At 55.3% G+C, this 13,662-nt stretch carries 7 protein-coding genes; 4 read left to right on the plus strand and 3 right to left on the minus strand.

Translation table 11 applies throughout. The annotated features are described in order from the left end of the window. Nucleotides 1-17: 17 nt before the first annotated feature. On the minus strand, nucleotides 18-1,802 hold the full coding sequence (locus HX773_RS24865) for an Ig-like domain-containing protein (RefSeq protein ID WP_176973733.1): 1,785 nt from the start codon (nucleotides 1,800-1,802) through the stop codon (nucleotides 18-20). A 561-nt stretch (nucleotides 1,803-2,363) separates the two neighbouring features. Here HX773_RS24865 and HX773_RS24870 point away from each other — a divergent pair. From HX773_RS24870 to rcsB, 3 genes are read left to right on the plus strand one after another with little or no spacing between them, the layout of a single operon-like run. After that, nucleotides 2,364-3,518, plus strand: coding sequence for an MFS transporter (locus tag HX773_RS24870; protein ID WP_176973734.1), 1,155 nt, complete (start codon nucleotides 2,364-2,366; stop codon nucleotides 3,516-3,518). A gap of 23 nt (nucleotides 3,519-3,541) precedes the next feature. Then, nucleotides 3,542-6,202: a phosphotransferase RcsD gene (rcsD, locus tag HX773_RS24875; protein WP_176973737.1), complete on the plus strand. Its 2,661-nt coding sequence runs from the start codon at nucleotides 3,542-3,544 to the stop codon at nucleotides 6,200-6,202. A 1-nt stretch (nucleotide 6,203) separates the two neighbouring features. Further along, the gene (gene rcsB, locus HX773_RS24880; RefSeq protein ID WP_007889370.1) at nucleotides 6,204-6,854 is read left to right on the plus strand and encodes a response regulator transcription factor RcsB; all 651 of its coding nucleotides are present in this window, start codon (nucleotides 6,204-6,206) and stop codon (nucleotides 6,852-6,854) included. Between the two features lie 48 nt (nucleotides 6,855-6,902). On the opposite strand, the gene rcsC is transcribed toward rcsB, so the two are convergent. Beyond that, nucleotides 6,903-9,758 (minus strand): two-component system sensor histidine kinase RcsC, encoded by a 2,856-nt coding sequence (gene rcsC, locus HX773_RS24885; protein WP_176973735.1) that lies wholly within the window; start codon nucleotides 9,756-9,758, stop codon nucleotides 6,903-6,905. A gap of 164 nt (nucleotides 9,759-9,922) precedes the next feature. Continuing rightward, nucleotides 9,923-12,562 (minus strand): DNA topoisomerase (ATP-hydrolyzing) subunit A, encoded by a 2,640-nt coding sequence (gyrA, locus tag HX773_RS24890; RefSeq protein ID WP_176973736.1) that lies wholly within the window; start codon nucleotides 12,560-12,562, stop codon nucleotides 9,923-9,925. A 176-nt stretch (nucleotides 12,563-12,738) separates the two neighbouring features. Here gyrA and ubiG point away from each other — a divergent pair, with 176 nt between their 5' ends. Then, the gene (gene ubiG, locus HX773_RS24895; protein WP_061717833.1) at nucleotides 12,739-13,464 is read left to right on the plus strand and encodes a bifunctional 2-polyprenyl-6-hydroxyphenol methylase/3-demethylubiquinol 3-O-methyltransferase UbiG; all 726 of its coding nucleotides are present in this window, start codon (nucleotides 12,739-12,741) and stop codon (nucleotides 13,462-13,464) included. Nucleotides 13,465-13,662 lie beyond the last annotated feature (198 nt).

Raw genomic sequence — 13,662 nt, forward strand, 5'->3', positions numbered from 1 at the left:
AGCGGTTGATGGGCGGATTACGCCAGGCTCTGAACCTGATGTTGCTGCAGATGATCGCCGAGGGTGTAACTGCTATCGCTGGCGTTGTAGTGGCTCTCCATGGCGCGCGCATCGCTGGGCTGAGCGGCGGCGCTGTCGCCTGCGTTGGTCAGCAGCGTATTCAGCGGCTCGCTGCTGACGCTGGCGGCCGCCTCATGACTATCGATGGTCACCGGCTGCGTCGCCGTCGCCACATTCCCCGCTTTGTCCTGCGCGCTGACCTTCATTTGGTAGCTGCCATCATCCAGCGGTGCCAGCTGACCCGCCAAAATGGTCAGCGCCCAGTTGCCGTCGGCTTTAACCGTGGCGGTGTAACTCTGATCGCCCAGCGTCAACGTCACCAAACTGCCCTGATCGAGATGGCTGCTGCTGCCTTGAATCAGATGCCAGCTATTCAGCTCCGCCGCATCTAGCACGCCGTCGCCAAACGGTTGATTCAGCGTAATGGTCGGCACCTGATGCGTGGCCACGTTGAACAGGTTCTCGATAATCTGCGTATCGTGGTTGCCGTACTCATCCCAGCGCGAGGCCAGCGCCGACACTTCGCCATCCGGCAGCGCCTGCAGATCTTCGGCGCTGATGGTGACCATGCCGTTGACCGGCGTGTAATTTTTGCCGTTGAGCGTCAGCTCCTTCACGCCTTCCAGATAGAAACTGAGATCGTGTTGCGCTTCCTGCTGATTCAGCGTGGTATCGCCACCAATATCAATTTCGTAATAGATATCTGGCAGTTGGGTGACCACGTTCAGTTCCAGCATGGCGTCGGTGCTGTTGCCAGCGCCATCCTGCGCATACACCCGGATTTCACCCAGTGAAATAAAGCTCGCCACTTCACTGGCCGGAATCGTTACCTGCCAGTGACCGTCGCTGCCGATCTGCGCGTGATAAACCGCATCACCGCTGCACAGCAACAGCTGCTGGCCCGGCACCACCACCGAGAGATCGCCGCTAAAGGTGAGATCGTTTTGGCTCTCTTCTTTATTGATTACGTTGTCTGCCGTGACCTTATCGAAGCTGATGTGCGGCAGGCTGCTAACGTGGGTAATTAAGGTGACATCCTGCAGATAAGCGGTGGTTTTGCCGTTGGGATCGGTAGCGCTGACTTTCAGGCTATAGACGCCATCCTGTAACGCCTGAAGATCCTGTGAAGGAATAGCGGCGGTCCATTCGCCTTTATCGTTAACGCCGCCAGGGTATTTTTTCCCGGCTAAGATCACCGTGATATGGCTGTTCGCCGGCATGTGCGTGGCGCTGCCGTGCACCTCCACGCCGTAAATGCCTTCTGTCACGCTGACCGCGTTATCCCCGCTGATCGGATCCACCGTCAGCGTGGGCTTGATGGTTTTATCCACGTAAACCCCAAAGCCCACCTGCGTATCGGTGCTGTTACCGGCTTTGTCGGTGATGGTTAGCGTCAGCGAATAGGCGCCGTCCGCCAATCCGTTGAGCACCGACGGCGGCATCGAGGCATTCCAGTAACCCCATTTATTTACCGTGCTGTGCCAGACTTCGCCGTTAAAGGTCAGCGTTACGGTAGCGCCCGGCTCGGATTCGGCGCGGCCGCGCAGGTGAATATTCCTGCCGGATTCCCACGCGGCGATCACACCATCCTGGGCAATGGGTTCATACGGACGCAACGGCGCGGGCGGCGTGGTATCCACGCTGCGCGTTTGCAAAGAAGACGTGTCGTCTGCCACTGGATAAAGGCTGACCGCGGATTGCAGAATCGCCGCTAATTGTTGTTCTGATAGACGTGAAGACATAGGTAACCTCGTTACAGGGAATGTATTGCAGCGGCCATTAAGCTTATTAATGATTTAAGCGTACCGGTGCGCCATACAGGCCGTTAATAAACGGCCCGCTTCGCCTGATGAAAACGGGTTACCTGCAGGTAACAAGGAGTAAAATAAGGCACAGCAAAATTCTCCCAAGGGGGAGAAATAATATCGATCTCGCTATATTCCGCATCGGGAGCCGATGGGATGACTAACATATCGGTTTTACGTGGTCGCTGCCTATTGGCGAAAATCCGGAAATGTGTGCTTTGCGACAGCGCCAAAAGATTGACGTGTAAGCCGCGTGTGGCGCGGAATCTTTCATCAGTATACTGCATCATTCAGCAGAAAAAATTTTACTTAAGTCACTCCAGTTATGGTTGGCACATGCCAGGAAAGTTCTGGAAAAGCGCAGCGATGTGTAAAAAATCGGTAATATGCCTGTTTCTGGCGTTTAATCGCTGCCATCCGATATTGTCTGATGCGCGGTGTGACGCCCGCTTTGATGCTAAACTTCGTCGCTTCACCCGCTACTGAAAATTACTCTTTATGACTGCACTGGACGCCGCGCCGCACAATAAATTGCATCACCGTGTCAATCTTGGGACACGCATCGTTTTCCTTATTGCTGGATTGGGCATGTCCGCATGGGCACCGCTGGTGCCGTTCGCCAGCCAGCGTCTTGCGCTGAGCGGCGCATCGTTGGGCGGTTTGTTGCTGTGTCTGGGAATTGGCTCGCTGGCGGCAATGCCGATTACCGGCGGTTTAATCGCGCGTTTCGGTGGTCGTCGGGTGATGTTGTGCTCCACGTTGGTGGTGCTGGCGGTGTTACCGCTGCTGGCGACGCTTGATGTGATGTGGCTGATGGCCGCCACCTTAATGGTATTTGGTGCCGGACTCGGCATGCTGGATGTCGCGATGAACGTGCAGGCGGTTGAAGTGGAAAAAGCCGCGCGCAAGCCGATGATGTCCGGTTTCCACGGTTTCTTTAGCCTCGGCGGCATTATCGGCGCCGGTTCCGTCAGCCTGCTGCTCGGCAGCGGCCTGACGCCGTTGCAAGCGGTTGGCGCGGTGATGGTGCTGATTGTGTTGCTGTTGGTGTGGAGCCTGCCAACGCTGATGACCGAACGCCTGCATCAGCCCGATCAGCCGTGGCTGGTGATCCCGCGCGGTTGGGTGGCTTTCCTCGGTTTGCTCTGTTTTATTCTGTTTCTTGCCGAAGGTGCGGTGCTGGATTGGGGCGCGCTGTTGCTGCTGCAAAGCCCGGAGATGAGCCCGGCGCACGCCGGTTTAGGTTATGCGGTGTTCTCGGTGGCGATGACCATTGGTCGTCTGACCGGCGATAAAGTGATTCAGCGCTTCGGCCGTTATCCGGTGATGTTGACCGGTGCGTTAGCCGCTGCAGCGGGCATGACGCTGGCGGTGTTACTGCCGTGGCCGCAAATTGCGCTGCTGGCTTTCCTGCTGGTGGGTTTTGGCCTCGCCAATACGGTGCCGATGTTGTTCAATGCTGCCGGGAATCAACACGATATGCCGTCGAATCTGGCGATTTCGGCCATGACAACGTTAGGCTATGCAGGTATTCTTTCAGGTCCGGCTTTAATCGGATTAATTTCCCAGTGGATCAGCCTGAGTGGTGCATTTTTGCTTATCGCTCTGCTGCTGCTGGCCGTCGCTGCCAGTGCCCGACGGGTTGCGCGCTAATTCCATGATCCTGAGACACTATGCTGCCTTATAAATTTCCTCTGACATCCGGCAATGTAACGCGCTTTTTCGTGGTGTTTAACCTGGTGCTTTTTCTGGCGCTGGGCGCGATGGTGCACAACAGCGTGAATGCCTGGATGACAGAGAAGCGCTATGCGATGACCGATTTGGCGCGTGCGATGCAAAAACGCATCGATGCGTCGCGCTTCGCTACGTGGCAGATCTATGAAAACCTGGCCACCAGCGCCGCCGGATCCTCGCCAAACAGCAATCTTCAGGAAACCCGCCTGCGCCCGGATGTCTATTATCTGGAAAAAACCCGCCGCAAAACCGAAGCGCTGATTTTTGGTTCGCACGATAGCAGCACGCTGGATATGACCATGCGCATGTCCAACTATCTCGATACGCTGTGGGGCGCGGAAAATCCGACTTGGTCGATGTACTTTCTTAATGGTCAGGATAACAGCCTGATTATGATCTCCACGCTGCCGCTGAAAGACATGGCGACGCGTTATAAAGAGAGCGCGATTAATACGCTGGTTGATAGCCGCCGCGCCGAGATGCTGCAGCAGGCCAATGCGCTGGATGAGCGCGAAAGCTTCTCGCCGCTGCGTCACTTTGCCTGGCAGAACGATCACTACTTTACCTTGCGCACCACTTTCAATCAGCCGGGCCATTTAGCCACCGTGGTGGCGTTTGATTTGCCGGTTAACGATCTGATTCCGCGTAATATGCCGCTGGAGAACTTCCAGCTGCGTCAGGACGCGACGCAAACCTCGACCACCACCACCAGCGACGACACCAGCAGCGAAAGCACCCACGTGGCGCTGGTGAATCCGAATCTGGAGATAGCCGCATCGCTGCCCAGTACGTCGCTGCAGCTGGTGTATCGCGTGCCGCTCACCAGCCTGGCGCTGGATACGTTGCATAATCTGATGTGGCCGCTGCTGATCAACCTTGTGCTGTTTTTACTGTCGATTGCGGGCATTACGCTGCTGCGTCAGCAATCGCTGCGCCCGAACGAGAATCAGAGCGCCGAACTGGATTCGCTGCGCATGCTCAACGAAGAGATTGTGGCCAGCTTGCCGGTCGGCTTGCTGGTGTACGACTTCGCCACCAACCGCACGCTGCTCAGCAATAAAATCGCCGAGCATCTGTTGCCGCACCTGAATCTGCAGAAAATCATCAATATGTCCGATCAACATCAGGGCGTATTGCAGGCGACTATCAATAACGAAGTGTATGAGATCCGCCACGCGCGCAGCGTGCTGTCACCGCATACTCAGCTGTTTATGATGCGCGATCAGGACCGCGAATTGCTGGTGAATAAGAAGCTGCAAAAGGCGCAACAGGTGCTGGATCGCAATCACCAGATGCGTCAGCAGCTGATGCATAACCTCGGTCACGCGCTCAATCGTCCACTGCAAAGCATGGTTAAGCAGTTGGTGCAACTCAGCCAGCGTGACGATGACGAAAGCGTGCTCGATCTGCTCGACGAGAGCCAGGGTTTGGCGCGCCTGGTGGATGACATCGTGTTGCTCAATCGCCTTGAAGCGCATGACTGGTCGCCAGATGCCAGCGTATTCAACCTGCAGGATATGCTGGACGAAATCGCGCTGGAAAGCCTGCCGCTGCTGCGTCGTAAAGGTCTGGCTTTAGTGGTGAATAACCATTTAGCCAATGACGAGATGCGCTTTGGCGATCGTCGTGCGCTGCGTAAAGTGCTGACCACGCTGATGCACTATTCGCTGACCACCACGCGCTGGGGCAAGATTTCGCTGGAGATCAAAACCAGTGAAGACAAGCCCAATCAGGTCTTGCTGCAGCTGGTGGATACCGGCTCCGGTTTGAGCGTCGATGAACTGGCGAATGTCGATTTCCCCTATCTCGGCGACACCACGCAAGACCGCTTCGGCCAGGCGTCCGGCATGGCATTTTTCCTCTGTAAGCAGCTGTGCAAACAGATGGGCGGCCAGCTGGAGATCATCGCTAAACCTGATATCGGCACCCGCTACAATATTCAGCTGCCGCTGGCGTTAGAGCAACAAGGCGAGCAGGAAGAGAAACTGCTGGAAGGCGTGACCGCATTGGTGGATATCGCCGTAGAAGACGTCCACAAGATCGTTTGCCGCCACCTCGAAAACTGGGGAGCGAAGTGCCTGACGTCAGATGAACGTTTAACCGGTCAGGATCATGATGTGCTGGTGACCGACGATCCGGCGCGCCTGAACGGCTGGGCGCTGTTGCTGGCCGGTGACGAAATGGGTCATCACGCGTTGAACGAACAGCAATTCCGGGTCAACTTCAATCTCAGTAATGCACTGCTTGATGCGCTGCTGGCCCTGATTGAAAAGCAACTTTCTCATGATTTGTTAGAGGAGAGTCGCGAAGATGAAGAAGCCACGCCGCTGATGAGCGGAGGCTATTTCCAGCTGTTTACCGAGACAGTACCGCCAGATGTGAAGAGACTGTATACTGAAGCGACGGAAAAGGATTATCCCTCGCTTGCTCAGACAGCACATCGCCTGAAAGGCGTGTTTGCCATGCTCAATCTGGGGTCAGGTAAACAGCTTTGTGAAGCGTTAGAACAACACATTAAAGTATGTGACGATTTAACCATTAAAAATACCACCAGTGAAATTGACGCTTACGTCAGCCAACTGCTGCAGCAAGGTAACCAATAAGATGAATAACTTGAACGTAATTATTGCCGATGACCATCCGATCGTTCTGTTCGGTATCCGTAAGTCACTGGAACAGATTGAATGGGTTAACGTTGTAGGTGAGTTTGAAGACTCAACAGCACTGGTAAACAGCTTGCCCAAACTGGACGCCAATGTCCTGATTACCGACCTCTCCATGCCAGGCGAGAAGTACGGTGACGGTATCACCCTGATTAAATACATCAAACGTCACTATCCGGACCTCTCGATTATCGTTCTGACCATGAACAATAACCCAGCGATCCTGAGCGCGGTGTTGGATCTGGATATCGAAGGGATCGTACTGAAGCAAGGCGCACCAACCGATCTGCCAAAAGCACTCGCTGCTCTGCAGAAAGGCAAAAAATATACGCCGGAAAGCGTGGCAAAACTGCTGGAGCGCATCAGCGCCGGTGGTTACGGTGACAAACGTCTGTCGCCGAAAGAGAGTGAAGTACTGCGTCTGTTCGCAGAAGGTTTCCTGGTGACTGAGATTGCTAAGAAACTTAACCGCAGTATCAAAACCATCAGTAGCCAGAAGAAATCAGCCATGATGAAACTGGGCGTGGAAAATGATATCGCGCTGCTGAACTATCTCTCTTCTGTCAGCGCCACTCAGGTCGACAAAGAGTAATACGAATGGGCGGCGTCCTCTGACACCGCCCGTTTTTTTGTCCCCGCTTTACGCCTCTTCCCTGCCCTTTCTGACGCGTTCCGCATACACCGCCAGCGTACTTTTCAGCACATCCAGCGTGACCGGCTTCGACAAACAGTTATCCATGCCCGCATCCATACAGCGCTGCTTCTCTTCCGCTAACGCATTTGCCGTGACGCCAATCACCGGGAAAGTATGTCCTAACTGACGTAGACGTTGCGTCAGGCGATAACCATCCATGTTCGGCATGTTCACGTCGCTCAGCACGATATCAATATGGTTGCGACTCAGCACGTTCAATGCATCAACGCCATCCTGCGCAGTTTTGGTTTGATAACCGACGGTGCCGAGCTGTTCGGACAGCAACATGCGGTTGATTGGATGGTCATCAACAATCAGCACGATAATATCTTCGAAGGTCGCGGCAGCTTTTGGTGCGGTTAACGGCAGCGGCGTGGCGGTTTCGCTATTAATGTTGATGCGGTAGATGCGACCCAGCAGCTGCGGCAGATCGTGCAGCATCGCGCTGCTCTGAATCCATTGCCCCGGCGCGGTTTCGTGCGGCATATCGATGTGCTCACCACAGATACGAATATGCGCGCGTCCGCTTTGCGCGGCAGGCTCATCGTGATCGCTGATGATCACATCATCAGCCGCCGCCTGGCCGTGGTAATACGCCGCCTGAATGCCCTGCTGTTGCAGCAGACGCAGCAGGAAGCTGGCGAGATACTCATTGCGCATATCCAGCCAGATGGCTTTTTCCTGCAAGCCATCCAGCAGCGGTGGCGCCGCCAGCTGACCGGAGTAGATCGGAATACGCACGATAAACTGGCTGCCCATGCCCGGTTCGGAATCGACTTCGATATCGCCGTCCATCATGTTGATCAGCTTTTCACAGATCGCCAGCCCTAAGCCGGTTCCCTGGAAATTACGCTGCACGCCGGAACCCACCTGGAAGAAGGGATCGAACAGGCGCGTCACCTCTTTGGCCGGAATACCGACGCCGGTATCGCGCACGCGGAACGCCAGATAACCCTCTTTGACGTAAGCATGCAGAATGATGCAGCCGGTATGCGTGAATTTGATGGCGTTGTTCAGCAGGTTAGATATCACCTGTTGCAGACGCATGGCGTCGCCATCCATGGTCAGCGGCACATCGTTTTCGATAAACACATACAGCGTCAGGCGTTTACGCACCACCAGCGAGAGATAGTTGCTGGCAATGTGATTGACCACTTCACGAGGTGAGAACGGATGCGGTTCAATTTTCAGCTGTTCGGATTCAATCTTCGAGAAGTCGAGGATGTCGCTGATGATCTTCAGCAGCAGGCTCGACGAGTTATTCATCGCCGTCACCAGTGAATCGACGCCTTTTGGCAGCACTTTGGTTTGCAGCAGATCGAGGTTACCGATAATGCCGTACAGCGGCGTGCGCAGTTCATGGCTGACGGTGGCGAGAAACATCGATTTCGACTGGCTGGCCTGCTCGGCCGAGTGCGCCATCTCCTGCAGCGACTGTTCCATGCGCACGCGCGCCGAAACATCGACCAGCACGCAAATCGCCACGTTTTCATTACGATAGCGCGAATGCACAAAGCTGATTTGCAGGTTGGTGTTACTGCCGGTCAGCACATCGACAAAGTTGACCTGCTGACCGCCGATGATTTCATTCAGACGCTGGCGATCTTCCTGCGTCAGCAGCGTCAGATAGTTGTGCGCCAGCTCGTTACTCAGAATGTTGGTGCCATCGCTGGTGCGCAGGATACAGATGCCGACCGGCGCCGAGGCGACAATCTTGCGGTTGAACTGTTCGTGCTCCTCCAGCCGATGCGCATTCTCCTCGGCCGGCAGGAACATGCGGCGCTCAAAAATCCACGCCAGCGTGAACAAAATCACCGCGGTTAAGATATTGAGTAGCAGCGCATTGATCAGCATCAGCTTGAGCTGATCCGTTAACACGTCGGTGGAAAGCGACCACACCACATTGAGATTCGACGGCGGCAGCGGCTTTTTCAGCACCAGCTGGCGATAGCTGTCGAGATAGCCGAACCAGGTACTGTTATCCGGCAGATCGTCGAGCGAATAGCCCGGCCCGCCACGACGCGAACTGATCAGCGGACGGTAGTTTTCATCGGTGATGGTGGCTACCAGCGGCAAACCGCCCGGCTGAATGAACTCATCGAGGCGGATATTCTGCTCCACGCCCAGCAGCGCCTGCAGCTTGTTCGCCACATACACCGGCATCACCATATAGAAGTTGCCGACGCCCGGCTGCGCGCTGCTAGTGATCCAGTACATCGGCTGGCGGCGCTCTTCTTCATTGCCGTTGCGATAGTGCAGCACGCGTTCGCGCAGCGCTTTCAGGCTACGTTCACGATCGACCGAATTGTTGCTGCCGATGGTGAAATCGGCCAGACACTGATTCTCTCCGCCGATGAAGAACACGCGGTTCAATTCATACGCCGAGGCAAAATTGCTTTTCCAGTAATTGATGTAGTAGCTGAGCGAGTCCAGCGAGTTACGCCAGGTATTGCTCATTGACGTGCAGTCGCCATCGGAAAACAGCGGCGTGAACTGCGGCAGCGCACCTTTGCCCGGCGGCAAACCGTTGAGCACATCCAAACCGTTAGCGCTGCTGCTCAGGCGATTTTCGGTGATGTATTTCAGTTCGCGCATCACATCCGCCGAATGGCGTACGTACCACTCAGCCTGACCGTAATTGGTGGCAAACTCCTGACGCACCGCGTTCTCTTTCTCGTGCAGCACGTTGATAATGTAGAAAGTGGTCAGCAGCGCACCCAGCGCCCAGAGCAGCAACGCCAGCGCACGAAACAGATAGCGCGAAATTCGAAGCGTAGTGCGAAAGGAGACAAGATATTTCAAAAGAGGCTCACTGGCGGTAAGAGGTTATCAGGATGTTGAAAAGCTTTCATACACTAGCTTTATCGGCCCTAAAAAGCCAGCTAGCCCGCGCCTTTAGGGGAAAACTCAGATAAAAAAACGGCAGGTCAGTTTCCTGACCTGCCGCTTAATAAAGCCGTTACGAATTACTCTTCGTCGTCAGCTTCTGGTGCTTCGTCGTCGCTGTCCACTTCCGGCGCGATATCCTCCTCGCCTTCCGCTACGCTACCGTCGATGGCGTCGAGTTCTTCCTCTTCCACCGGTTCCGCTACGCGTTGCAGACCCACCACGTTTTCATCTTCCGCAGTACGGATCAGAATCACGCCTTGGGTGTTACGGCCAACCACGCTGACTTCCGACACGCGAGTACGCACCAGCGTACCGGCATCGGTGATCATCATGATCTGATCGCCATCAACCACCTGTACCGCACCGATAACCGGTCCGTTACGTTCGGTGACTTTAATCGAGATCACGCCCTGCGTCGCACGCGACTTGGTTGGATACTCGCTGTTGGCAGTACGCTTACCGTAACCGTTCTGCGTCACGGTGAGGATCGCGCCCTCTTCGCGTGGCACAATCAGCGACACCACTTTGTCGCTTTCAGCCAGCTTGATACCGCGAACGCCCGAGGCCGAACGGCCCATCGCACGTACCGCCGTTTCAGCGAAACGCACCACTTTACCGGCGGCAGAGAACAGCATCGCTTCGTCGCTACCGTTGGTCAGCGCCACACCAATCAGCTCATCATCCTCACGCAGGTTGATGGCGATGATGCCCGCGCTACGCGGACGGCTGAACTCCTGCAGCGCGGTTTTCTTCACGGTACCGCTCGCGGTGGCCATGAAGATGTTGAAGCCTTCGGTGTATTCACGCACCGGCAGAATGGCGGTGATACGTTCGTTGGCTTCCAGCGGCAACAGGTTGACGATGGGACGACCGCGCGCACCACGGCTGGCTTCCGGCAGCTGATAGACCTTCATCCAGTAGAGACGGCCACGGCTGGAGAAGCACAGAATGGTGTCGTGGGTGTTGGCCACCAGCAGACGATCGATAAAGTCTTCTTCTTTAATACGTGCGGCGGATTTGCCTTTACCACCGCGGCGCTGGGCTTCATAGTCCGTCAGCGGTTGGTATTTGACATAACCCTGATGCGACAGCGTTACCACAACGTCTTCCTGATTGATCAGGTCTTCGATGTTGATGTCTGCACTGTTCGCAGTGATTTCAGTACGACGTGCGTCGCCGAACTGATCGCGCATCAGCTCCAGCTCTTCACGGATCACTTCCATCAGGCGTTCAGCGCTCTGCAGGATACGCAGCAGTTCAGCGATCTGATCCAGCAACTCTTTGTATTCGTCGAGCAGCTTTTCGTGCTCAAGGCCGGTCAGTTTCTGCAGACGCAGATCCAGAATCGCCTGCGCTTGCTGTTCGGTCAGATAATATTGACCATCGCGAATACCGAACTCGGCTTCCAGCCACTCCGGACGTGCAGCATCGTTACCGGCACGTTCCAGCATCGCGGCAACGTTACCCAGATCCCACGACTGCGCCAGCAGGCCCAGTTTCGCTTCGGCTGGATTTGGTGCGCGACGAATCAGTTCGATGATCGGATCGATGTTAGCCAGCGCAATCGCCAGGCCTTCAAGGATGTGAGCACGATCGCGCGCTTTACGCAGTTCGAAAATGGTACGACGCGTAACCACTTCACGACGGTGACGCACGAAGGCTTCGATGATGCCTTTCAGCGTCATGATCTTCGGCTGGCCCTGATGCAGCGCCACCATGTTGATGCCGAAAGAGACCTGCAGCTGTGTCAGTGAGTAGAGGTTGTTGAGAACCACTTCACCCACCGCATCGCGTTTGATCTCAATGACAACACGCATGCCGTCTTTGTCAGATTCGTCACGCAGTGCGCTGATGCCTTCTACGCGCTTCTCTTTCACCAGCTCAGCGATCTTCTCGATCAGGCGAGCTTTGTTCACCTGATACGGCAGTTCGTGAACGATGATAGTTTCACGGCCGGTCTTGGCATCGGTTTCCACTTCGCCACGTGCGCGGATGTAAATCTTACCGCGCCCGGTGCGATAGGCTTCTTCGATACCGCGACGACCATTGATGAATGCCGCCGTCGGGAAATCTGGCCCGGTGATGTGCTCCATCAAACCTTCAACGGTGATGTCTTCATCTTCGATAAACGCCAGACAGCCGTTGATCACTTCCGTGAGGTTGTGCGGTGGAATGTTGGTGGCCATACCAACTGCGATACCGGAAGAACCGTTTACCAGCAGGTTAGGAATTTTGGTTGGCAGGACTTCAGGGATCTGCTCGGTGCCGTCATAGTTCGGCACGAAATCGACGGTTTCCTTTTCCAGGTCAGCCAGCAGCTCCGAAGAGATCTTTGCCATGCGGACTTCGGTATAACGCATCGCTGCGGCGGAGTCGCCGTCGACCGAACCAAAGTTACCCTGACCGTCAACCAGCATGTAGCGCAGGGAGAATGGCTGGGCCATACGCACGATACTTTCGTATACCGCGGAATCGCCGTGCGGGTGATATTTACCGATGACGTCACCGACCACACGGGCGGATTTTTTATAGGCTTTATTCCAGTCGTTGCCCAGTTCGCTCATGGCAAAAAGCACACGGCGGTGTACCGGCTTCAGACCATCACGCACATCGGGTAAGGCTCGGCCAACAATGACCGACATGGCGTAATCGAGGTAGGAGTTTTTCAACTCTTCTTCGATATTGACCGGTGTAATTTCTCTCGCAAGGTCGCTCATGGAGCCGCTATCCCTCTACATAATCCCGGATTTAAAGGTGCGAAAGTATATCACATTGCTTCCCTTCGGTGAACGTTAACCAGGCCTTAATCCCGCTTTTCCTTTAGCGTGAGAGATGCGTTCGCGTGACTTAAGCGTTTATACTGAGGGAATATTTTGTCTGGAGTGATGATTCAATGAGTGAACAACCGCAGGAAAGCCGCCAGAACGTTGACCACGCCGAGATTGCCAAGTTTGAGGCCGTGGCATCCCGCTGGTGGGATTTAGAGGGTGAATTTAAGCCGTTGCACCGTATCAATCCCCTGCGACTTGGCTGGATAGCGCAGCATAGTAATGGCCTGTTCGGCAAGAAAGTGCTCGATGTCGGCTGCGGCGGCGGCATTCTGGCGGAGAGCATGGCGCGTGAAGGCGCTGAGGTTACGGGCCTGGATATGGGCGCAGAGCCGCTGGAAGTGGCGCGTCTGCATGCGCTGGAGAGCGGCGTTAGCGTTAACTATGTGCAGCAAACCGTGGAAGATCACGCTGCAAGTCACGCCGGGCAATATGACGTGGTGACCTGCATGGAGATGCTGGAGCATGTGCCGGATCCGCGCTCGGTGGTATTAGCCTGCGCGCAGCTGGTGAAGCCCGGTGGTGAAGTGTTTTTCTCCACCATCAACCGCAACCCAAAAGCCTGGCTACTGGCGGTGTTTGGTGCCGAGTATGTGCTGCGCATGGTGCCGCGTGGGACGCACGACGTGAAGAAATTCATCCGTCCTGCCGAGCTACTGAACTGGGTGGATGAAACCCCGCTGCGTGAAAGAAACATGATTGGCCTGCACTATAATCCGCTAACTAACCAGTTCCGTCTGGGTCGCGGTGTCGATGTGAACTACATGATTCATACGCATCGTCAGGAGTGATGTCATCGCGGTGCGCATCACTAAAAATCGCTGTCCAAGTAGGGCCGCCATTCATGGCGAAATGCTTGTAAGTTCAGCCAACGGCGAGTGCGCACGCCGAAGCCACTTTTAGTCCGGCGGTCCTCGCGCCGCTTACGCGGTGCCTTCACTTCTCTCGTCTGCCTGACGGACCGGCGGAGATGAACTGAACCCAAAATG

This window comes from Pantoea sp. B9002, from assembly GCF_013385945.1.
Taxonomy (GTDB): Bacteria; Pseudomonadota; Gammaproteobacteria; order Enterobacterales; family Enterobacteriaceae; genus Pantoea.

Excerpts from the sequence above, each read along its gene's own strand:
- HX773_RS24865 (WP_176973733.1), bottom strand. The coding sequence starts at position 1,802 with ATGTCTTCACGTCTATCAGAACAACAATTAGCGGCGATTCTGCAATCC.
- HX773_RS24870 (WP_176973734.1), top strand. The coding sequence starts at position 2,364 with ATGACTGCACTGGACGCCGCGCCGCACAATAAATTGCATCACCGTGTC.
- rcsB (WP_007889370.1), top strand. The coding sequence starts at position 6,204 with ATGAATAACTTGAACGTAATTATTGCCGATGACCATCCGATCGTTCTG.
- gyrA (WP_176973736.1), bottom strand. The coding sequence starts at position 12,562 with ATGAGCGACCTTGCGAGAGAAATTACACCGGTCAATATCGAAGAAGAG.
- ubiG (WP_061717833.1), top strand. The coding sequence starts at position 12,739 with ATGAGTGAACAACCGCAGGAAAGCCGCCAGAACGTTGACCACGCCGAG.